Raw genomic sequence first — 20,313 nt, 5'->3', positions numbered from 1 at the left:
GACCACAGGACCCGCACCGCGGGGCCCGGCACCCGGCACCCTGACCACAGGACCCGCGAGGCCCGCCCGGCCCGTCACATCGCGCGCTCGTGGCCCTCCCAGTACGGGTCCCGCAGCCGGCGCTTGTACAGCTTGCCGTTGGGGTCGCGCGGCATCGTCTCGACGAAGTCCACCGACTTGGGCCGCTTGTAGCCCGCCAACCGGCGCTCGCAGTGGTGCAGGATCTCCGCGGCCAGCGCATCCCCCGGCGCGAACCCCTCCGCCGGTTCGATGACGGCCTTGACCTCCTCGCCCCAGGAGGCGTGCGGGATGCCGAAGGCCGCGGCGTCGGCGACCGCCGGATGCGTGAGCAGAGCGGATTCGATCTCGGCGGGGTAGATGTTCACCCCGCCCGAGATGATCATGTCGATCTTGCGGTCGCGGAGGAAGAGGTACCCGTCCTCGTCCAGCAGCCCCAGGTCGCCGACGGTGAAGAAGTCGCCGATGCGGTTCTTGCGGGTCTTCCCCTCGTCCTTGTGGTAGCTGAACCCGCCGGTGTTCATCTTCAGGTAGACGGTGCCGAGCTCACCGGGCGGGAGCCGGTTGCCGTCGTCGTCGAAGACGGCCAGCTCACTGATCGGCCAGGCCTTGCCGACCGTTCCGGGCTTCTTCAGCCAGTCCTCCGCGGTCGCGAAGGCGCCGCCGCCCTCGCTCGCCGCGTAGTACTCCTCCACGCAGTGCCCCCACCACTCGATCATCGCCCGCTTGACGTGGTCGGGGCAGGGCGCGGCGCCGTGGATGGCGTGCCGCATGGAGGAGACGTCGTAGGCGTCCTTCGTCTCCTGCGGCAGCGCCAGCAGCCGGTGGAACTGCGTGGGGACCATGTGGGTGTGCGTGCACGCGTGGGCGTCGATCAGGCGCAGCATCTCCTGCGGGGCCCACTTGTCCATCAGCACCAGCGGGTGCCCGATGTGCAGGGCCGCGCCGGCGAACTGGAGGACGGCCGTGTGGTAGAGCGGCGAGCACACCAGGTGCACGTTGTCGTCGAAGGGGCGGATGCCGAAGATCCCGAGGAACCCGCCGAGGTACGTCTCTTCCGGGAGCTTGCCGGGCAGCGGGCGGCGGATGCCGCGCGGGCGGCCGGTGGTGCCGGAGGTGTAGTTCATGACCCAGCCCAGGGTGCGCCCCTCGGGGGGCGTGCCGGGCTGCCCCTCCAGGAGGTCGCGGTACGGGCGGAAGCCCGGGACGGCGCCGACGGCGTACCGCCCGGCGGCCGGCAGGCCCGCCTCGTCGGCGGCGGCGGTGGCCGCGTCGGCGAAGCGCTCGTGGGCGATGAGCACCCTGGCTCCGGAGTCGGAGACGATCCAGGCGATCTCCGGGCCGACGAGGTGGTGGTTGACGGGGACGAGGTAGAAGCCGGCCTGCGAGGCGGCGAGGTACGCGGTGAGGAACTCGACGCCGTTGGGCAGGACGACGGCGAAGACGTCGCCCCGTTCCAGGCCGGCGGCGCGCAGCCCGTGGACGAGCCGGTTGACGTCGGTGTGCAGCCGTGCGGCGCTCCACTCCTCGCCTTCGGCGGTGATCAGGACGGTGCGGTCGGGGTCGGCGGCCGCCTGGGCCCAGAATCCGTTGGGCGGCTGCCGCTCGGTCGTGGTGGTGGTCAACTCCCAGCCTCCTCAGGCTCGTCCGGCGATGCGGTTGATGCGGTCGACGGCTTTCTCGAACCCGCGGGTGAGGTCGTCGAAGACGGCCTGTACGGAGCGTTCGGTGGTCATCCGGCCGACGATCTGGCCCACGGGGGTGCCGAGCAGGGGCTGGACTTCGTACTTCTGGATGCGCGAGACCGCTTCGGCGACCAGGAGCCCCTGGAGCGGCATGGGGAGCGCGCCGGGCCCTTCCGGGTCGTCCCAGGCGTCGGTCCACTCGGTGCGCAGCTGGCGTGCGGGTTTGCCGGTGAGGGCGCGGGAGCGGACCGTGTCGCCGGAGCCCGCGGCGAGCAGTTTGCGGGTCAGTGCGCGGGAGTGCAGGTCGGCCTCGGTGGTGGTGAGCCACAGGGAGCCCAGCCAGGCGCCCTGGGCACCGAGGGCGAGTCCCGCGGCGATCTGCTCGCCGCTGCCGATGCCGCCGGCCGCGAGGACGGGCAGGGGGGCGACGGCCTCGACGATCTCGGGGACCAGGACCATGGTGGCGATCTCGCCGGTGTGGCCGCCGGCCTCGTACCCCTGGGCGACGACGACGTCGATGCCCGCCTCGGCGTGGCGGCGGGCGTGTTTGGCGCTTCCGGCGAGGGCGGCGACGAGCACGTCGTGGTCGTGGGCGCGCCGGATGACGTCGGCGGGCGGGGAACCGAGGGCGTTCGCAAGGAGTTTGACGGGATAGTCGAAGGCGACGTCGAGCTGGTTGCGGGCGACCTGTTCCATCCAGCCCGTGATCCGCCAGCCGGATGCCTCGCCTTCGGCGAGTTCGGGCACGTGGTGCTTGGCGAGGGTGTCGCGGACGAAGGCGCGGTGGGCGGCCGGGATCATCGCCTCGATGTCGGCTTCGCTGATGCCGTCGACGGCTTTCTTGGCGGGCATGACCACGTCGAGCCCGTACGGCTTGCCGTCGGTGTGCTCCTGCATCCAGTCGAGGTCGCGCTTGAGGTCGTCGGGGGCGGTGTAGCGGACCGCGCCGAGCACGCCGAAGCCACCCGCGCGGGTGATCGCGGCGGCGACCGCCGGGAAGGGCGTGAAGCCGAAGATGGCGTGCTCGACTCCCAGTTTCTTGCTCAGCTCCGTCTCCATGGCCCGCAGGATGCCGCAGCCCGGCAGTCGAGGGAAGAGATTTTCTGATGCTGTGTCAGATTCTTTACGGGTCCTGCGGTGCGGAGGTCGGGCGGTGGGCGGGCAGATACCCACTAGCGTGCGCAGGCACGGACAGGAGGGCCGGACATGGGCGGTACGCGGGGCACGGGGGCGTCGGTCGGCGGCACGGGGAAGAGGAGCACCAGCACGGGGAACACGGTCGCGGGAGACGCCAGGACGGCCGTCCCGCGCGACGGCGGGAGCGCAGCCGGCATGGCGGCGCAGCAGCGGACCGGCGGCCCCGGGCCCGGCCCGGACGGGCCCCCCGCGGCCGGGGGACGCCCGGGCGTCGGGGTGAGCCGGCGGCGGCTCGGGGCCCGGCTGCTCGCACTCGGCGGGGTCCTCGTCCTGCACGCCGCACTGCCCGGGTCCGCGGGGGCCGCGGGCGGCCCCGCCGAGCGGCGCGCCCTCCAGGGGCTGCGGCTGCGCTACGGTTCCGCGCGCCAGGCGGGGCTGCTGGAGCGGCACCTCGAAGGGGTGGCCGAGGAGGCCCGCCGGTTCCTGGGCCCCTCGCCCGAACACCCCTACTACGCGGGGGCCGTGGTGCTCGCCGGCCGCGGCCGCACCGTCGCCCTGCACCGGGCGATGGGGGACGCCGTCCGGTATGCCGACTACGACGGCAGGACCGACCGGGTCCGGGAGTTCCCCGCGGCCGAGCGGATCGCCATGGCCGAGGACACCGTCTTCGACCTGGCCTCGCTCACGAAGCTGTTCACCTCCGTCCTGGCCGTGCAGCAGATGGAGCGCGGACGGCTGGAGCTGGAGGCGCCGGTGCGCCGCTACCTGCCGGAGTTCACCGGCGGCGGCAAGGAGGTGATCACGGTCCGCCAACTGCTCACGCACACCTCGGGGCTGCGCTCATGGGCGCCGTTCTACCAGGAGTCCACCCGTGCGGGTCAGCTGAGACTGCTGTGGTCGGTGCGTCCGCAGGAGACCCCCGGGACCGTCTACCGGTACTCCGACCTGAACCTCATCACGCTGCAGCTCCTCCTGGAGGGGATCACCGGCCGCACCCTGGACGTCCTGCTCCGCGAGGAGATCACGGCTCCGCTCGGCATGCACCGCACCCGCTACAACCCGCCCCTGTCCTGGCGCCGGACCATCGCCGCCACCGAGGTGCAGCGGCCGCCCTGGTCGGGTCTGGACCGCGGGCTGGTCTGGGGCGAGGTCCACGACGAGAACGCGTACGCGCTGGGCGGGGTCGCGGGCCACGCCGGCGTATTCGGCACGGCCTGGGACCTCGCCGTCCTCGCCCGCACCCTCCTGGACGGTGGGGCCTACGCGGGCCGGCGCATCCTGCGCCCCGCCTCCGTCGAACTCCTCTTCACCGACTACAACACCTCCTTCCCCGGGGACGACCACGGCCTGGGGTTCGAGCTGTACCAGCACTGGTACATGGGCGCGATGGCCACCCCGCAGTCCGCCGGCCACACCGGTTTCACCGGCACCTCCCTGGTCCTCGACCCCTCCACCGACTCCTTCCTCATCCTGCTCGGCAACTCCGTGCACCCGGTGCGGACCTGGCGCGCCGGGAGCGCCCCGCGGGTCGCCGCGGGCACCGCCTTCGCCCGCGCCGTCCCGGTCCGGACCCGGCACGGCGGCCCGGCCTGGTTCTCCGGGACCGCACCCGGCGCCTCGGGCACCCTCACCCTGCCGCCGGTGACCCCGTCCGGCGCATCCGCCCGGCTGCGGTGCGCCGTGTGGTGGGACACCGTCCCCGGCGAGGGGGCCTTCCACCTGGAGGCATCCACCGACGACGGACCATGGGAGGCGCTGGCGTTCCGTACCGTCCGGTCCACCGGAGGCGCCGCCGAGCAGTGGCCGCGCGGCACCGCCGGAGGCTGGTCCGGCCGGATCTGGCACCGCCTGGAGGCGCCGCTCACCGCCGACCGGGCGGGCCGCCGCGTCCGGCTGCGGCTGCGGCACACCGCGGCCGGCCGCTACGTCGGCCGCGGGATCTACGTGGACGTCCTGCGCGTGGCCGAACCCGCCGGGCTGCTCTTCGCCGAGGACCGCCCGGCCGACGCCGCCCGCATCGAGGCCGAGGGCTGGACCCGGTCCGCCGACTGACCCCTCCGGCGCCGGGCCCCCCGTGCGGCACGCGCATCGTGACCGCACGCACGGGTACTCGTTGGGGAGGTTCGTCGACCGTTCGACCCGAAGGCAGGAGACGCCCATGACCAGTGCCATCGACTGGGACCACCCGTCCGACCCCCAGCCCGGCTGGACCCTGGACCACATCCGGCAGTACGTGGCGTCGAACGGCGCCGAGGGCCAGTTCTGGAACGGCACCCAGACCCTCCTGCTCACCACCCTGGGACGGGTGTCCGGGAAGCCCGTGCGCACCCCGCTCATCTACGGCGAGGCCGACGGCCGCTACCTGGTCGTCGCCTCCAAGGGCGGCGACCCGGCCCATCCGCTCTGGTACCGCAACCTCTCCGAGCACCCGGAGGTCCGCATCCAGGTGGGCCCCGAGATCATGCAGGGCACGGCCCGTACGGCCACCCCGGAGGAACGCGCCGCGTACTGGCCGGTGATGGTGGGGCACTGGCCCGCGTACGACGAGTACCAGGCCAAGACGGACCGGGAGATCCCGATCGTGGTGATCGAGCCGGCCCGCTAGCTCTCCGGCGGGTACGCGGGCGGCGTCCGGGTCCCGGGCCCTAGGCTGGCGGCCATGGCATCCCGCATCAGTGAACTCGTCATCGACGCCGCCGACCCCGACCGGCTCGCCCTCTTCTGGGGCGGGGTCCTCGGCTACCGGGAACTCGGCCGGGAGGACGACGGAAGCATCGCCATCGGGCCGCCCGGTGCCGGCCACGGCGGCCTGGAGCCGGTCCTGGTCTTCAGCCCCACCAGGGACCCGCGGGCCGGGAAGCTGCGGCTGCACATCGACGTCAATGCCACCGACCGCGACCAGGACGCCGAGTTGGAGCGGCTGCTCGCCCTCGGCGCCCGTCGCGTGGACATCGGCCAGAGCGGCGCCGAGAGCTGGCACGTCCTGGCCGACCCGGAAGGCAACGAGTTCTGCCTGCTGCACACCCGGCTCGCACCCCGCTGAGCCCCGGCCCCCCCCGCTCAGTGCCCCAGGACCGCCATCGCCGCGTTGTGCCCGGGGACTCCGCTGACGCCTCCGCCGCGTACCGCGCCCGCCCCGCACAGCAGGACACGGGGGAGGGCCGTCTCCACGCCCCAGCGGCCCGCGCCGCCCTGGTCGGCGTACGGCCAGGACAGGTCGCGGTGGAAGATGTGCCCGCCGGGCAGGCGCAGTTCCCGTTCCAGGTCCAGCGGCGTCTTGGCCTCGATGCAGGGGCGGCCGTCGCCGTCGAAGGCCAGGCAGTCGGTGAGCGGCTCCGCCAGGTGCGCGTCGAGCTGCGCGAGGGTCGCCGTCAGCAGCACCTCGCGGGCCTGCTGGTTGTCGTGCCCGAACAGCCGGGCCGGGGTGTGCAGCCCGAAGAGGGTCAGCGTCTGGTATCCCTGCCGCGTCAGCTCCGGCCCGAGGATCGTCGGATCGGTCAGCGAGTGGCAGTAGATCTCCGAGGGCGGCACCGAGGGCAGTTCCCCTGCCGCGGCCTCCTTGTGGGCCCGCGCCAGCTCGGCGTACCCCTCGGCGATGTGGAAGGTGCCGCCGAAGGCCTCACGGGGGTCGACGGTGGTGTCCCGCAGCCGGGGCAGCCGCCGCAGCAGCATGTTGACCTTCAACTGCGCGCCTTCGGGTGCGGGCTGCTCCGGCGCCTGGCCGAGGAGTTCGGACAGGGCCCGGGGCGAGGCGTTCACCAGCACGGTCCGGCCGACGACCCGGCCCTCCCCCGCCGCCGTCCGGAAGACCACCTCGGCGGGTGAGGTCCCGTCCGTGTCGATCCGCAGCACCTCGTGCCCCGTGGCGATCTCCGCCCCGGCCTGCCGGGCGGCGTCGGCCAGCGCGTCCGTCAGCGCGCCCATGCCGCCGACCGGCACGTCCCAGTCGCCCGTCCCGCCGCCGATGACGTGGTAGAGGAAGCACCGGTTCTGGGCCAGCGACGGGTCGTGCGCGTCCGCGAAGGTGCCGATCAGACCGTCCGTGAGGACCACGCCCCGGACCAGGTCGTCGGTGAAGCAGCGTTCCACGGCCTGTCCCAGCGGCTCCTCGAAGAGCATCCGCCACGCGGCTTCGTCGTCCACCGCGGACCGCAGCTCCTCACGGGAGGGCAGCGGCCCGGTCAGCGTGGGGAACACCTTGCGGGCGACCCGCGCGGTCGTGCCGTGGAACTCCCGCCAGCTCTCGTACTCCCGGTCCGAGCCGGTCAGCCGCCTGAAGGACTCCCGGGTCCGCTCCTCCCCGCCGCCGACGAGCAGCCCTCCCGGGCGTCCGTCGCGCTCCACCGGGGTGTACGAGGACACGGTGCGCCGCCGCACCGAGAACCGCAGGCCCAGATCGCGCACGATCTTCGCCGGGAGCAGGGACACCAGGTAGGAGTAGCGCGACAGGCGGGCGTCCACCCCCACGAAGGGGCGGGTGGAGACCGCGGCGCCGCCGGTGTGCCCCAGGCGCTCCAGGATCAGCACGGAACGGCCCGCCCGCGCCAGGTACGCCGCGGCCACCAGGCCGTTGTGCCCGCCGCCCACGATCACCGCGTCGTAGACGGCCTGGCCGAAGGCGGTGTGCCGCACGCTCCCGGAGGGCGCCGGATCCTCGGAACGGCCCTGGGAGTGCCATGTGACAGTCATGGCTCTTGGTAGCACACCTGGCCGAGCCGCTCCAGACAGTGCGCCTCGTCGGCGTGGGCCAGGGCCGTGTCCGGATGGTCGTCGCCCAGGGACCTCTCGCGGATGCCGGACAGCTCGCGGTAGATCGGCAGCGCCTCCTCCCAGCGGCCCAGCCGGCCGAGGCCCACGGCGAGTTCGCGCCGGCTGGCCAGGGTGTCCGGATGTTCCGCGCCGAGGGCCGCGGCGCGCGCCGCGGCCACCTGCCCCGCCTCGGCCGCGGCCTCCTCCCAGCGGTCCAGCCGGCCCAGGTTGACGCCGAGGACATGGCGGGCGCGCAGGGTCTCCGGGTCGGCGGCCCCGTATGCGCGGGTGCGGTCGCGGACCAGGTCCCGGAACAGGCCGAGGGCCTGTGCGGTGCGGCCGGTGCGCCCCAGCGCGATGCCGACCTCGTAGCGGGCGGCCAGGGTGTCGGGGTGGTCGCGGCCGAGGACGCGTTCCCGTACGGCGGCCACGTGCCGGAAGCCGTCCAGGGCCTCTTCCCAGCGCTCCAGCCGGCCGAGGGCGTACGCCGCCTCGTAGCGGGTCAGCAGGGTGTCGGCGTGCTCCGCGCCCAGCACGGCGGCTCGCACCGAGGCCACCTCCGCGGCGGTGGCGTACGCCTGGGCGTACCGGCCCAGGGCGCCGAGCGCGCAGGCCAGATTGTGGCGGCAGCGCAGTGTGTCGGGGTCGCGCGGGCCCGCGGTGCGCTCCCGGGCGACGAGCACGGCACGGTAGATGTCGTGCGCCTCCTCGTGGCGGCCGAGCCGGCCCAGCTCGTACGCCGCTTCCTGGCGCGCGGCCAGGGTGTCGGCGTGGTCGGGTCCCAGCACCCGGGCGCGCCCCTCGGCCACCGTCAGGTACACGGCGAGGGCGGCCTCGGGCCGGCCGGCCCGGCTCAGCGCGAAGGCCCGGGTGTGGCCGGCGGCCAGGGCGGCGGCCCCGGTGTCCTGCCCCGAGGTCCCGCCGGCGCCGCGGCTGTGCGGGATCCCGTACACGGCGGTGAGCCGCGGGTCCGCGGCCGGTTCGGGGCGGACGATCCGCGGCGGCCCGGCGGGCCGGCCGGCCGTCCAGGAACCGGTCAGCACGGCCCAGGCGCCGCTCGCGGGGCGGGCGTCGGTGCCGGCCTTGCGGCCGGCGGTCATACCGCGCGCCCACGCGGGGAGCGGTCCGGCGTGGCCGGGCGGCCAGCCTGGGCCGATGCGCTCCTCGATGAGCCGTCGGTGCAGGTGGCGGGCGTCGCCGGGACGGTCCTCGGGGCGCTTGGCGAGCAGGTCGAGGACCACCCGTTCGAAGTATCCGGGGAGCTCGGGACGGTGCTCGCGCAGCGGTACGGGCGCGGTGTCGCGGTGGCCGACCAGGACGGACCAGGAGTCGCCGAGGTCGAAGGGCGGGGCCCCGGTGGCGATCTCGTACAGGACGCAGCCGAGGGAGTAGAGGTCGCTGCGGTGGTCGACCTCGCCGCCCGCGATCTGCTCCGGCGACATGTAGTGCGGGGTGCCCATGGCCATGCCGCCGCCGGTCAGCTTGGCGGTGAAGCCGATGTCGGCCGCCAGCCGGGCGATGCCGAAGTCGCAGATCTTCACCGTGCCGTCGGTGAGGCGCATGATGTTGGCGGGCTTCAGGTCCCGGTGGACGACGCCCTGGTCGTGCGTGTAGCCGAGGGCCGCCGCCATCTGCTCGGCGATGTCCACGACCACGTCCACGGGCAGCGGGCGCGTCTCGTTGTCCTCCAGGAGCTGGCTGAGGTTGCGGCCTTCGAGGAGTTCCATGACCAGGTAGAGGGGGCCGCCCGAGGCGCTGTCGTCGCCGAAGTCGTGCACGACGGTGACCCCGCGGTGCTGGAGGGATGCCGCGACCCGCGCCTCCCGTCGGAAGCGCTCGCGCAGCACCTGGGTGAAGTGGGCGTCCTGCTCGGCGCCGATCGGCTTGAGGCACTTCACGGCGACCTGCCGGCCCAGGGACTCGTCCCGGGCCCGCCACACCTCGCCCATGCCGCCGCGCCCGATCAGATCGAGCGACCGGTACCGGCCCTGGATCAGTCTGGACTCCGCCATGTCTTGAAGCCGCCCCCGTCGTCGTGCCACGCCCTCCCCGGCCCGTCCAGTATGGCCGCTGATGTACGCAGTGTGTACGGCGAGGGGCGACTCCCGGGGCCCATGCGGCGCATCGCTTTCAAGATGTGACCTGGAGGCAGCTGCCATCGCAGACCTGCGGGAATACTGCGCAGCACGCGGCCGGTGAGGCGCATGCGGCGGGTGATGGTGCGAGGGGGTGGAGCCGGCCTCCCGTACAGCTGGTGCGCCCAGCCGGGGAGGGAACCGTATGCGAGGTCAGCGAGCGGGCGCCACAGCAGGTTTCGGCCAGGCACCAGGGCCGGGGGCACGGGCGGGCTGTGCAGGAAGGCGTCCACGGCACGGGCGTCGGTCCCGCCGGCGAGCTGCGGGCGGACCTGCTCGAAGTACGCCGCGAGCTCCGCGGTGCAGGCGGGCACCGCGGCCGGGTCGAGGCCGACGAGCCGGGCGTTGACCCGGTTCTCGTCGACGTAGCGGTCGGCCTGGGCGGGGCCGAGGGGGACGCCGGAGCGGCGCAGGACGTGCAGGAAGCTGTCGATCTGCGCGCAGTGGACCCAGAGCAGCAGTCCGGGTTCGTCCACGCGGAAGGCCAGGCCGGTCTCCGGGTCGGTGGCCGACAGCCTCCGGTGGATCTCCCGGACCTTCTCCCCCGCCCGCTCGGCGGCCTCGGCGGTGCCGTAGGTGAGGGTGCCGACGAAGTCGGCGGTGCGCAGCAGCCGCCCCCAGGCGTCGCGCGCGAAGACCGAGTTCGCCATGACCCCGCGCACCGCCCGGGGGTGCAGGGCCTGCAGGTACAGCGCCCGCACCCCGGCGATCCACATCATCGGATCCCCGTGACACTGCCAGGTCACGGACTCCGGCCCGTAGAGCCCGGGGTCGGGTCCGGCCACGAGCGCACCTCCGGGGAGCAGGAATTCGCAGGAATGCGGACGAAGCGAGGCGCCGACCGCGCCGACCACGCCCGCCGCGCGCGCACCGCCGCCGCCCTCCTCGCTCCCGCCCTGGACCTACCCGGCGGCGCGGGGCGGCATGCCGCCCACGTCGGGGAGACGCGCGGAGGCGGGGCGGGGTGACGTGCGTTGGGGGGCGGGGTGACGGTTGTCCGGGGGCGGGGTGACGGTTGTCCGGGGGCGGGGTGACGGTTGTCCGCGGGCGGGGTGACGGCTGTCCGGGGGGCGGGTGGAGCCGGTGGTCGGCGGGGGATCCGGCGGGAGCGGCGCACGGGGCGGCGGGTGGATACGGTCAGCGGCGGACGCGGGGCATGCCCAGGCCGATCCAGGAGATGATTTCGCGCTGCACCTCGTTGTTGCCGCCTCCGAAGGTGAAGATCACGGCGCTGCGGTAACCGCGTTCGAGTTCGCCGTGCAGGACGGCCCCGGCGGAGCCGTCCTTGAGGGAGCCGGCCGCACCGACGACCTCCATGAGCCAGGCGTACGCGTCACGGCGCGCCTCGGAGCCGTAGACCTTGACCGCGGAGGCGTCCTGCGGTGTCAGGGTGCCGTTCTGGACCGCCTCCACCATCTGCCAGTTGAGCAGCTTCATCGCGTCGAGACGGGCGTGGGTGCGGGCGAGGCGTCCGCGGACCCAGGCGAGGTCGATGACCCGGCGGCCGTCGGCGAGCTTGGTGGCGGTCGCCCAGCGCTGGACGTCGTGCAGGGCACGGATGGCCATGGTGCCGTGCGCGGCCAGGGTGACGCGTTCGTGGTTGAGCTGGTTGGTGATCAGGCGCCAGCCCTTGTTCTCCTGTCCCACGCGGTGGCGGGCGGGCACCCGGATGTTCTCGTAGTAGCTGGCGGTCGTGTCGTGCGAGGCGAGGGTGTTGATCAGGGTGCAGGAGTAGCCGGGGTCGGAGGTCGGCACCAGGAGCATGGTGATGCCCTTGTGGGCGGGTGCGTCCGGGTCGGTGCGGACGGCGAGCCAGACCCAGTCGGCGGTGTCGCCGTTGGTGGTCCAGATCTTCTGGCCGTTGACGACGTAGGTGCCGGTCTCCTCGTCGCCCTCGCGGACGGCCTTGCACGTGAGCGCCGCGAGGTCGGTGCCGGCGTTGGGCTCGCTGTAGCCGATCGCGAAGTCGATCTCGCCGGAGAGGATCCTCGGCAGGAAGTACGCCTTCTGCTCGTCGCTGCCGAACTGCATGATCGTCGGGCCGACGGTGTTCAGGGCCATCAGGGGCAGCGGTACGACGGCCTGCGCGGCCTCGTCGAAGAAGATGAACTGGTCCATCGGGGACATGCCGCGGCCGCCGTACTCCGTGGGCCAGCTGACCCCGAGCCAGCCGTCGGCACCGAGCCGGCGGATGGTCTGGCGGTAGAACCGCTTCTGGGCGGCCGGGTCCTCGTAGCGGGCGTAGACGTCCTCGGGCACCAACTCGGCGAAGTAGGCGCGGAGCTCGGCGCGCAACTGCTGCTGTTCTGGCGTGTATTCGAGGTGCACGGCCCCTCCGGGAGTCTCGCGGTCCAGCCGGTCGCTGTGGCGGCGGGGGCAGACTAGAACTTGTTCCAAGAATGCGGAAGGGTCGGCGACCCGGAAAGGCTCCGGGCCGCCGACCCTGGGGGTATGGGGGGTGCGGGGGGCCGTGCGTGTGTGTGTGTGGGGGGTGGGGCCGTGGGTTCGGGGTGCCGGGGCCGGGGGCCGGGGGCCGGTGAACCGGCGTACGGCGCGCGTGTCGGTTGCCCCGCGTCGTGCCGACCGGGGAGGCCCCCCCCGGCTGTCGTGCTTCCGTCAGGTCGGTGCACGCCGTGCAGGGTGGCTCCCGTGGCGCCGTCAGGTCAGCGCGCTGATCATGGCGGCGGCCGTGGCGGTCATCGCGGTACGGGCCGCCGCCAGGTACGGCCGGGGGTCGGCCGGGGTCAGATGGGTGCGGATGGCCTCGGTCATGGCCAGGTTGAGCGCGGTCCCGATGTTGACCTTGCGGATGCCTCCGGCGACGGCCGCCGCAAGTTCGGCGTCCGGCAGCCCGGAGGACCCGTGCAGCACCAGCGGGACCTCCACCGACTTGGCCAGCCGGGCCAGCAGCGCGTGGTCCAGGGCGGCGGTCCGGCTGGTCATGGCGTGGCTGCTGCCGATGGCGACGGCCAGTGCATCGACCCCCGAGTCGGCGACGAACCGCCGCGCCTCGTCCGGGTCCGTACGCGCGCCGGGCGCGTGCGGGTCCAGCGGCGCGGCTCCGTTCTTGCCGCCCACCTCGCCCAACTCCGCTTCAATCCACAGGCCGTTGGCGTGCGCCCAGTCGGCGGCGGAACGGGTGGCCTCCAGGTTCTCGCCGTAGGGCAGGTGCGCGGCGTCGTACATCACGGAGCTGAAACCGGCGTCACAGGCCTGCCTCAGCAGGTCGGGGCTCTTGACGTGGTCCAGGTGCAGGCCGACCGGGACGGCCGCCGCGGCCGCGCAGGCGGCGGCCGCGCGGGAGATCGGCAGGAGCTGCCCGTCGCGGAACTTCACCGCGTTCTCGCTCAGTTGGAGGATGACCGGCAGCCCTGTCTGCTCCGCCCCGGCCACGACGGCTTCGGCGTGCTCCAGCGTGATGATGTTGAACGCGGCGACGGCGCGGCCCGCGGCGGCCGCGTCCTGGACGAGCGGACCCGCGGGGACGAGGCTCATCGGACCGCCTCCTCACCCGTGGTGAGGACGACGGAACGGGTCAGGTGGCGCGGCGCGTCCGGGTCCAGGCCCTGGTGCGCGGCGACGGCGAGCGCCAGCCGGTGCACCCGGACCAGTTCGGCCAGCGGATCGAGCCGGCCGGCCACCCACTGGGAGCCGGTGGCGCCGACCTGCTCGGCGAGCCCCTCCGGCGCCCGGTCGAGCGACCAGGTGGCGGTACCGGGGCCGGAGATGCTGATCGGGCCGTGCCGGTACTCCATCGCCGGGTAGGACTCCGCCCAGGACAGCGAGGCCTCGCGCATCTTCAGCGCCGCCTCGTGCGCGAGGCCGACGCTCCAGCCGCGCCCGAGGAAGGTGAACTGGCCCCGGCTCTCCAGCCCGGCGGGCAGCGGCTCGGCCAGGGCGGTCCGGGCGTCGCCGACGACGCCGGCGCCGTGCAGCCCGAGGTGGGCGCGCAACAAGGTCAGAGCCGTGGTCGCGAACCGGGTCTGCACGACGGAGCGTTCATCCGCGAAGTCGAGGATGACGAGGTCGTCCGCGACCGCCATCACCGGGGTCGCCGGATCGCCGATGACCGCAGTGGTGGTCACGCCCGCCTCCCGCAGCCCCGCCAGCAGGTCCAGCACTTCGGTGGTGGTGCCCGAGCGGGTCAGGGCGACGACGCGGTCGTAGCGCCGGTGGCGGGGGAACTCCGAGGCGGGGAAGGCATCGGTCTCCCCCAGCCCGGCCTCCTCACGCAGCGCGGCCGCCGCCTGGGCCATGTAGTACGAGGTCCCGCAGCCGACGATCGCGGTACGCTCACCCCGCTTCGGAAGCACCGTCCGCTGAGCCGGGGCCAGTTCGGCGGCCCGCTCCCAGCATTCGGGCTGCGTGCCCAACTCGTACGCGACGTGACTCATGCAGGCTCCCTGGTGCGGCGAGGTTCCGGTGGTGATGTTCCGGTGGCGATGTTCCGGCGGCGATGTTCCGGGGCGGGTGGGCGGGTGGGTGGCTGGGCGGGTGGGGATTCTTGCACTTTCCTGCACGGTAGCGGGCAGTTTTGCGCAACTTCAAGCATCTCCGGGGCGATCCCCTGGGTTAATGTCGGCGGGTAGGCCGATGGAGCTCAGCGAAGGGGGCGGCCGATGACCCGCAAGGAGCGCTGGCAGGCACTGCTGGACCTGCTCGTGGACCGGGGCGAGCTGGAGGTGGAGCCCGCGGCCGAGGCCCTCGGCGTATCCGCGGCAACCATCCGCCGCGACCTGGACCAGCTGGCCGAGCAGCAGCTCCTGGTCCGTACTCGCGGCGGTGCGGTGCTGCACGGGGTCTCGTACGAACTTCCGCTGCGCTACCGCACATCCCGCCGCGCCGCCGAGAAGCGGCGGATCAGCGAGGCCGTCGCGGACCTGATCACCCCCGGCGAGGTGATCGGCCTGACCGGCGGCACCACGACCACCGAAGTCGCCCGCGCCCTGGCCGCGCGCCCGGACCTGGCCGCGGGCACACCGGCGCTGACGGTCGTGACCAACGCCCTCAACATCGCGGGCGAACTGGTGATCCGCCCGCAGTTCAAGATCGTGCTGACGGGGGGCGTGGCCCGCCCGCAGTCGTACGAGCTCACGGGCCCCCTCGCCGAATCGGTCCTCGGCCAGCTCAGCGTGGACACCGCGGTGCTCGGCGTGGACGGCTTCGACCCGGTGGACGGCGCGGCGACCCGCCACGAGGACGAAGCCTCCGTCAACCGCCTGCTGTGCGAACGGGCCCGCCGGGTGGTGGTCGCGGCCGACTCCAGCAAACTCGGCGCCCGCGCCTTCGCCCGCATCTGCGCGACCTCGTCGGTGGACATCCTCGTGACGGACACGGCCCTCCCGGCGCAAACCGCCAAGGCCTTCGAGGCGGCGGGGGTGGAGGTGCGGGGGGTGTAGGGGGTGGGGGGTGTAGGGGGTGGGGCGGGTGCTCGGGGAGCGGGGTGGGTGCCTGGGGGCGGGCTTCGGGGGGCTCTGTGGTGCCTGGGCGGGATCAGGGAAGCGTGGGGGTTTCCCGTCAGTCCCAGGGTCCTTCCGGGTCGGGCCGTCCCCTCAAGGGCGCTCCTTCGTCGCGTCGCTACGCGATGGCCTGCGGCCACCCTTGACCGGCCGTCCCGCCCCGGAAAGACAAGGACTGTCGGGAACCCCCCAAAAGGACGCTCACCGGGGACCGGTCAACATTCGGGCCGGCCAGCGATGGGCGGCCGAGTCGGGCGACGCATCAAACCATGCCCCCTGCCACTCGGCACAGCGTCTGCACCCCGTCTGTGGCCGTACATAGGCCGCGGGCTCCCCGGTGCCCCCTGCCACTCGGCTTGGCGACTGCCGGTCGCCTGGGGCTGGGCATAAGCGGCCCACGGTCCGGTGCCCCCTGCCACTCGGCTTGGCGGCCGCCGGTCGCCTGGGGTTGGGCATAGGCCGCCCACGGTCCGCTGCCCTCCGGCTCCCGGATTGGCGGCCGCCGGTTGTCTGCGGCTGGGCATAGGCCGCAGAGTCTCCGCTGCCCTATGCTGCTCGGTTTGGCGTGTGCGGGCCGCATGGATGGAGACGCCTGCCGCCACCCCGATGGCCTCCGGTAGGCCCTCATCGTCGTATTGGTGTCTGGGTAGGGCATCCAGCGGTCGGCTGAGGGATGGGTGGTGCCAATTGCCCTACGACCGGGTGGTGTTGTGTGTGGGGGCGGATGGTCAGTAGATGTGTCCGGCGTGGGCGAGTGCCTGCTTCAGCAGCACGCCGTGCCCGCCCGGCATCTCGTCCTGCACTGCAGAGGAGGCCGCCTCCTGGGGGCTGAACCAGACGAGGTCCAGGGCGTCCTGACGGGGGCGGCAATCGCCTGCCACCGGCACGATGTAGGCAAGGGACACCGCGTGCTGGCGGGGGTCGTGGTATGAGGTGACACCGGCCGTGGGGAAGTATTCGGCGACCGTGAAGGGCTGGAGGGAAGCGGGGACGCGGGGCAGGGCCACCGGGCCGAGGTCCTTCTCCAAGTGCCGCAGCAGCGCGTCACGGACACGCTCGTGGTGCAGGACACGGCCGGACACCAGGGTCCGGCTGACCGTACCGTCCGGACCGATCCGCAGCAGCAGCCCGATGCTGGTGACTTCACCGCTGTCGTCCACCCGTACGGGTACGGCTTCCACGTACAGGATCGGCATGCGGGCCCTGGCCATTTCCAGCTCATCCGTGGAAAGCCAGCCGGGCGTGGTCTCGGTCATGTCAGACATTGCTCGATCATACTTTCCGGGTGCTGCGACCGCAGGGACCAGCGCGGACCAGTCGTTGCGAGGTGGTCAGAGGCCGGTGAGCAGACCGTCAAGCGGGGCGGGAACGCGGTCGGGCAGGAGGGCTTCGACCAGGACGCGGCCGTAGCGGATCTTGCGCCCCTTCTTCGTGCCGAAGAAGCGCCGCAACTGCTGCTGTGGGCTGCGGCCCTGCTGAGCCGGCTGGCGAAGAAAGGTCTGGAGGGGGCGCAGATCGCCTTCTGCCTCCACGAGTTCCTCCACCCGCGTCACGCCCAACGCACGGATGAGTTCGTCTTCCAGATCGGCTGCACAGACGAAGAACCCTTCCTGTGGGGCACTTGCCCGTTCCCAGCCGCGGGCATAGAAGCCCCGTTCCGCCTCGTCGCACAAACCCGTGAGCCGCAGGCCCAGACCGGTCGGACCGAGGAGGCCGGCGTACCGCCCCACGCTCATCGCTCCGCCCATCGAGAGCACGCAGACCCCTTCGTCTGCCAGGTTCCGGCCCCGGCTTTCGGCCAGCGCGTCAACCGCGGCGACGTCGCTCGGCCCCTCCAGCAGGACGACGACGCGGACGGACAGCTCGGAGGCCAGCTCACGCGCGCGCCCGCCGGGGCCGCCTGCTGCCCATGCGGTCACCGCGTCCCGGAAAGATCCCATGTCAGACATGAGGAGAGTCTCCGCCCTTTGCGCGCCGGGAGGCAGCGATTTTCTCCGGCCCCGTGCGGCACACGGCAGTGCTCCCAGCCGCCAACTACCCCCCGCCGCCGACCGGCCAGCACCGCACGGCGTGCGGCGTACGTACGACCACAGGCGGGTGCCGGCCGCCAAGCCGAGTGGCAGGGGGCACCGGACCGTGGGCTGCTTATGCCCAGTCCCAGACGGCTCGCAGTCGCTGAGCCGAGTGGCAGTGTGTAGCGATCTGTTGCGGCCTATGTACGGCCACAGACGGGGTGCAGACGCTATGCCGAGTGGCAGGGGTCATGGTCTGATGCGTCCCCCGACTCACCCGCCCATCGCTGGCCGGCCCGAATGTTGGCCTGTCCCCGGTGAGCGTCCTTTTGGGGGGTTCCCGACAGTCCTTGTCTTTCCGGGGCGGGACGGCCGGTCAAGGGTGGCCGCAGGCCATCGCGCAGCGACGCGACGAAGGAGCGCCCTTGAGGGGACGGCCCGACCCGGAAGGACCCTGGGACTGACGGGAAACCCCCACACCTCCCCGATCCCGCCCAGGCGGCACAGAGCCCCCCGAAGCCCCCGCCCGGCCAAGCCGCCCCCGCCCAGGGCCACCGGCTCCTCGGGTGCGCGACCGCTAATGCGTGGGCAACCGCTCCGCTTCGCGGGTCAATGCGGCCAGGACCGGGGCGATCAGTGGGTGGGACTCGGCGCCGCGGCGGGTGGCCGCGAAGACGCGGCGGGTGGCCGCCGGGCCCGTCACCGGGCGGACCTGGACCTCCTTGAGGTCCATGCCCCGCAGGGCGGATCGCGGTACGAGAGCCACGCCGGCGCCCGCGCCCACCAAGGCGGTGACCGCCCGGAAGTCATCGGAGCAGTGCCTGAACCGGGGTTGGTATCCCGCGAGTTCACAAGCCAGCAGGGTCACGTCATGGCACGGGTTGCCCGGGTACTGGCCCACCCAGTCCGAGTCGGAGAGGTCCGCCAGGGATACCGCGGGCAGGTCGGCCAGCGGGTGTCCGGCGGGCAGGACCGCGTCGAAGGGCTCCGCGTACAGCGGGAGGACCGAGAGCCGGGCGTCGTCCGCGCCGGGGCCGCCGCGGTACTCGACCGCGAGCGCCAGGTCGGCCTCGCCGTCGAGCAGCAGCGGCAGGCTCTGGTCGCCTTCGGCGTCCCGCACCCGCAGCCGGATGCCCGGCTGGTCCAGGGCGAGGCGGGCGATGGCCGGGGCGAGCACCTCGGCGATGCCCGTCGCGAAGGCGGCCACCGTGACCTCGCCCGCCGCGCCGGCCGCGTACGCCGCGAGTTCCGCCTCGGCGCGCTCCAGCTGGGCCAGTACCTCGTTGGCGTGTCCGACGAGGATCTCGCCGGCCGCGGTGAGCCGTACGCCGCGGCCGCTGCGTGTCAGCAGGGCGTGGCCGGTCTCCTGCTCCAGCGCCGCGAGCTGCTGGGAGACGGCGGACGGGGTCAGGTAGAGGGCTGCGGCCGCGGCGGTCACCGTACGGTGGTCCGCCACGGCGCGCAGGATGCGCAGCCGGCGGGGGTCGATCACCCTGCCATTGTCTCAGGCCGCTCGCAGCTCACCGGCCTCTGCCGCCCCGCCGTTCCCGCCCCGCAAGGTTGCCGGCTTCGGATTCTGCTTGCGGGGCGGGCGCGCGTACCTGCGCGGGCGCGGCCGGTCAGGCCCCGGTGGCTGCCAGCGCCGCGCGGGCGTCCGTGAAGGCCGCCACCGCGCGTTCCACGTCCGCCGTGGAGTGGGCGGCGGAGAGCTGCACGCGGATGCGTGCCGCGCCGAGCGGCACCACGGGGTAGGAGAAGCCGATCACGTACACGCCGCGCTCCAGGAGGAGCTCGGCCATCTTCGCGGCCTCGGCGGCGTCGCCGATCATGACCGGGGCGATGGCGTGGTCGCCGGGCAGGATCTCGAATCCGGCCTCGGTCATCCGGGCGCGGAAGAGCGCGGTGTTGGCGGCGAGCCGGTCGCGCAGGTCGCCGGCCGACTCCAGCAGGTCGAGGACCTTGAGGGAGGCCGCGGCGATGACCGGGGCGAGGGAGTTGGAGAACAGGTAGGGGCGCGAGCGCTGGCGCAGCAGCTCCACGATCTCCGTACGGGCGGCGACGTAGCCGCCGGAGGCTCCGCCGAGGGCCTTGCCGAGGGTGCCGGTGATGATGTCCACGCGGTCCATGACGCCGTGCAGTTCGGGGGTGCCGCGGCCGCCGGGGCCGACGAAGCCGACGGCGTGGGAGTCGTCGACCATGACCATGGCGTCGTACTGCTCGGCGAGGTCGCAGATTTCGTCGAGGGGGGCGACGTAGCCGTCCATGGAGAAGACGCCGTCGGTGACGATGAGCTTGCGTCGGGCGCCGCCGTCGGCGGCCTCCTTCAGCCGGGCTTCCAGCTCTGCCATGTCGCGGTTGGCGTAGCGGAAGCGGCGGGCCTTGGAGAGCCGGATGCCGTCGATGATCGAGGCGTGGTTGAGGGCGTCGGAGATGACCGCGTCCTCGGCGCCGAGAAGGGTTTCGAAGACGCCGCCGTTGGCGTCGAAGCAGGAGGAGTAGAGGATCGTGTCCTCCTGGCCGAGGAAGGCTGACAGCCGTGCCTCAAGTTCCTTGTGGACTTCCTGCGTGCCGCAGATGAAGCGGACGGAGGCCATGCCGTAGCCCCAGCGGTCCAGGGCGTCCTTGGCCGCTGTGACGACCTCGGGGTGGTCGGCCAGGCCCAGGTAGTTGTTGGCGCAGAAGTTGAGGACCTCTCCCCCGGCCACCGGGCGGGAGCCGTCCCCGGTCGTGGCCCCGACGGCCGCGTCCCCGGCGGCCGCGTCCCCGGCGGTGCCGCCCGCGGTGACGGTGACGGCGGCGTTCTGCGGGGTGCCGATGACGCGCTCGGGCTTGTGCAGGCCTGCGGCGCGGATCTCGTCGAGGGTGGTGCGCAGGTCCTCGCGGACGGACTCGAACATGGTGGGTTTCTCCTTGTGCGGCACGGGCGGCGAAGGCGGCGGAGGGGCGAGGGGGGCCGGGCCCCGCGGAGGGGAGAGGGTGTGCGGGGCCCGGCCGGAGGGGGATGGTCTACGGGTCGGGAGGCGGCGCGTCGCGCCGGCGGGTCCGGGACGTTCTCGGAAGCCGGCGGCGTTGCGCCGGCCGGTCCGGGACGTTCTCGGAAGCCGGCGGCGTTGCGCCG

The 20,313-nt window shown here is 73.4% G+C and carries 17 protein-coding genes; 5 read left to right on the top strand and 12 right to left on the bottom strand.

Annotated features, from left to right (window positions below):
• Positions 1–74 precede the first annotated feature (74 nt).
• Positions 75–1,643 (bottom strand): acyl-CoA synthetase, encoded by a 1,569-nt coding sequence (locus ACLJTM_RS08035; RefSeq protein ID WP_411102727.1) that lies wholly within the window; start codon positions 1,641–1,643, stop codon positions 75–77.
• Between the two features lie 12 nt (positions 1,644–1,655).
• On the bottom strand, positions 1,656–2,762 hold the full coding sequence (locus tag ACLJTM_RS08030; protein ID WP_411102726.1) for an NAD(P)H-dependent flavin oxidoreductase: 1,107 nt from the start codon (positions 2,760–2,762) through the stop codon (positions 1,656–1,658).
• Positions 2,763–3,035: 273 nt separating this feature from the next.
• Here ACLJTM_RS08030 and ACLJTM_RS08025 point away from each other — a divergent pair, with 273 nt between their 5' ends.
• The 3 genes from ACLJTM_RS08025 to ACLJTM_RS08015 all read left to right on the top strand — a co-directional run bounded on the left by ACLJTM_RS08025 (position 3,036) and on the right by ACLJTM_RS08015 (position 5,883).
• Positions 3,036–4,892: a serine hydrolase gene (locus ACLJTM_RS08025; protein ID WP_411103268.1), complete on the top strand. Its 1,857-nt coding sequence runs from the start codon at positions 3,036–3,038 to the stop codon at positions 4,890–4,892.
• 106 nt (positions 4,893–4,998) lie between these two features.
• Positions 4,999–5,445 (top strand): nitroreductase family deazaflavin-dependent oxidoreductase, encoded by a 447-nt coding sequence (locus tag ACLJTM_RS08020; protein ID WP_411102725.1) that lies wholly within the window; start codon positions 4,999–5,001, stop codon positions 5,443–5,445.
• Positions 5,446–5,499: 54 nt separating this feature from the next.
• Entirely contained in the window at positions 5,500–5,883 is a 384-nt protein-coding gene (locus ACLJTM_RS08015) for a VOC family protein (protein WP_411102724.1), read from the top strand.
• Between the two features lie 17 nt (positions 5,884–5,900).
• On the opposite strand, the gene ACLJTM_RS08010 is transcribed toward ACLJTM_RS08015, so the two are convergent.
• Genes ACLJTM_RS08010 through ACLJTM_RS08000 form a run of 3 tightly spaced genes read right to left on the bottom strand, consistent with a single transcriptional unit; the run spans position 5,901 to position 10,509 of the window.
• Positions 5,901–7,529: a phytoene desaturase family protein gene (locus ACLJTM_RS08010; RefSeq protein ID WP_411102723.1), complete on the bottom strand. Its 1,629-nt coding sequence runs from the start codon at positions 7,527–7,529 to the stop codon at positions 5,901–5,903.
• A complete protein-coding gene (locus ACLJTM_RS08005) occupies positions 7,526–9,601 on the bottom strand; it encodes a protein kinase domain-containing protein (protein WP_411102722.1) in 2,076 nt (691 codons plus the stop codon). Before ACLJTM_RS08005 ends, ACLJTM_RS08010 begins: the two co-directional genes overlap by 4 nt.
• Positions 9,583–10,509 (bottom strand): oxygenase MpaB family protein, encoded by a 927-nt coding sequence (locus tag ACLJTM_RS08000; protein ID WP_411102721.1) that lies wholly within the window; start codon positions 10,507–10,509, stop codon positions 9,583–9,585. The genes ACLJTM_RS08005 and ACLJTM_RS08000 overlap by 19 nt, the downstream gene beginning before the upstream one ends.
• A gap of 33 nt (positions 10,510–10,542) precedes the next feature.
• Here ACLJTM_RS08000 and ACLJTM_RS07995 point away from each other — a divergent pair, with 33 nt between their 5' ends.
• On the top strand, positions 10,543–10,692 hold the full coding sequence (locus ACLJTM_RS07995) for a hypothetical protein (protein WP_411102720.1): 150 nt from the start codon (positions 10,543–10,545) through the stop codon (positions 10,690–10,692).
• Between the two features lie 169 nt (positions 10,693–10,861).
• Here ACLJTM_RS07995 and ACLJTM_RS07990 read toward each other — a convergent pair whose 3' ends face one another.
• The 3 genes from ACLJTM_RS07990 to ACLJTM_RS07980 all read right to left on the bottom strand — a co-directional run bounded on the left by ACLJTM_RS07990 (position 10,862) and on the right by ACLJTM_RS07980 (position 14,118).
• Entirely contained in the window at positions 10,862–12,052 is a 1,191-nt protein-coding gene (locus ACLJTM_RS07990; RefSeq protein ID WP_411102719.1) for an acyl-CoA dehydrogenase family protein, read from the bottom strand.
• Between the two features lie 330 nt (positions 12,053–12,382).
• Positions 12,383–13,219, bottom strand: coding sequence for a class II fructose-bisphosphate aldolase (locus tag ACLJTM_RS07985; protein WP_411102718.1), 837 nt, complete (start codon positions 13,217–13,219; stop codon positions 12,383–12,385).
• Positions 13,216–14,118: an SIS domain-containing protein gene (locus ACLJTM_RS07980; protein ID WP_411102717.1), complete on the bottom strand. Its 903-nt coding sequence runs from the start codon at positions 14,116–14,118 to the stop codon at positions 13,216–13,218. Before ACLJTM_RS07980 ends, ACLJTM_RS07985 begins: the two co-directional genes overlap by 4 nt.
• A gap of 225 nt (positions 14,119–14,343) precedes the next feature.
• Here ACLJTM_RS07980 and ACLJTM_RS07975 point away from each other — a divergent pair, with 225 nt between their 5' ends.
• Positions 14,344–15,123 (top strand): DeoR/GlpR family DNA-binding transcription regulator, encoded by a 780-nt coding sequence (locus tag ACLJTM_RS07975; RefSeq protein ID WP_411102716.1) that lies wholly within the window; start codon positions 14,344–14,346, stop codon positions 15,121–15,123.
• Between the two features lie 788 nt (positions 15,124–15,911).
• On the opposite strand, the gene ACLJTM_RS07970 is transcribed toward ACLJTM_RS07975, so the two are convergent.
• From ACLJTM_RS07970 to ACLJTM_RS07955, 4 genes are all read right to left on the bottom strand, one after another.
• Complete coding sequence (locus ACLJTM_RS07970) at positions 15,912–16,439, bottom strand: NUDIX hydrolase family protein (protein WP_411103267.1); 528 nt, start codon at positions 16,437–16,439, stop codon at positions 15,912–15,914.
• A 75-nt stretch (positions 16,440–16,514) separates the two neighbouring features.
• The gene (locus ACLJTM_RS07965) at positions 16,515–17,132 is read right to left on the bottom strand and encodes a TOPRIM nucleotidyl transferase/hydrolase domain-containing protein (RefSeq protein ID WP_411102715.1); all 618 of its coding nucleotides are present in this window, start codon (positions 17,130–17,132) and stop codon (positions 16,515–16,517) included.
• 640 nt (positions 17,133–17,772) lie between these two features.
• Positions 17,773–18,687, bottom strand: a complete 915-nt coding sequence (locus ACLJTM_RS07960) for a LysR family transcriptional regulator (RefSeq protein WP_411102714.1) — start codon at positions 18,685–18,687, stop codon at positions 17,773–17,775.
• 127 nt (positions 18,688–18,814) lie between these two features.
• The gene (locus ACLJTM_RS07955) at positions 18,815–20,092 is read right to left on the bottom strand and encodes a glycine C-acetyltransferase (protein WP_411102713.1); all 1,278 of its coding nucleotides are present in this window, start codon (positions 20,090–20,092) and stop codon (positions 18,815–18,817) included.
• Positions 20,093–20,313 lie beyond the last annotated feature (221 nt).

It is taken from the genome of Streptomyces sp. cmx-4-9 (genome assembly GCF_046548835.1).
Lineage (GTDB): Bacteria > Actinomycetota > Actinomycetes > Streptomycetales > Streptomycetaceae > Streptomyces.
This window is presented reverse-complemented; position numbering and strand designations above follow the sequence as displayed.

Coding starts and splice junctions, on each gene's coding strand:
- ACLJTM_RS07975 (WP_411102716.1), top strand. CDS start 14,344: ATGACCCGCAAGGAGCGCTGGCAGGCACTGCTGGACCTGCTCGTGGAC.
- ACLJTM_RS07970 (WP_411103267.1), bottom strand. CDS start 16,439: ATGACCGAGACCACGCCCGGCTGGCTTTCCACGGATGAGCTGGAAATG.
- ACLJTM_RS07995 (WP_411102720.1), top strand. CDS start 10,543: ATGCGGACGAAGCGAGGCGCCGACCGCGCCGACCACGCCCGCCGCGCG.
- ACLJTM_RS08025 (WP_411103268.1), top strand. CDS start 3,036: ATGGCGGCGCAGCAGCGGACCGGCGGCCCCGGGCCCGGCCCGGACGGG.
- ACLJTM_RS07965 (WP_411102715.1), bottom strand. CDS start 17,132: ATGTCTGACATGGGATCTTTCCGGGACGCGGTGACCGCATGGGCAGCA.
- ACLJTM_RS08030 (WP_411102726.1), bottom strand. CDS start 2,762: ATGGAGACGGAGCTGAGCAAGAAACTGGGAGTCGAGCACGCCATCTTC.
- ACLJTM_RS08015 (WP_411102724.1), top strand. CDS start 5,500: ATGGCATCCCGCATCAGTGAACTCGTCATCGACGCCGCCGACCCCGAC.
- ACLJTM_RS07985 (WP_411102718.1), bottom strand. CDS start 13,219: ATGAGCCTCGTCCCCGCGGGTCCGCTCGTCCAGGACGCGGCCGCCGCG.
- ACLJTM_RS07980 (WP_411102717.1), bottom strand. CDS start 14,118: ATGAGTCACGTCGCGTACGAGTTGGGCACGCAGCCCGAATGCTGGGAG.
- ACLJTM_RS07955 (WP_411102713.1), bottom strand. CDS start 20,092: ATGTTCGAGTCCGTCCGCGAGGACCTGCGCACCACCCTCGACGAGATC.
- ACLJTM_RS08005 (WP_411102722.1), bottom strand. CDS start 9,601: ATGGCGGAGTCCAGACTGATCCAGGGCCGGTACCGGTCGCTCGATCTG.
- ACLJTM_RS08020 (WP_411102725.1), top strand. CDS start 4,999: ATGACCAGTGCCATCGACTGGGACCACCCGTCCGACCCCCAGCCCGGC.
- ACLJTM_RS08010 (WP_411102723.1), bottom strand. CDS start 7,529: ATGACTGTCACATGGCACTCCCAGGGCCGTTCCGAGGATCCGGCGCCC.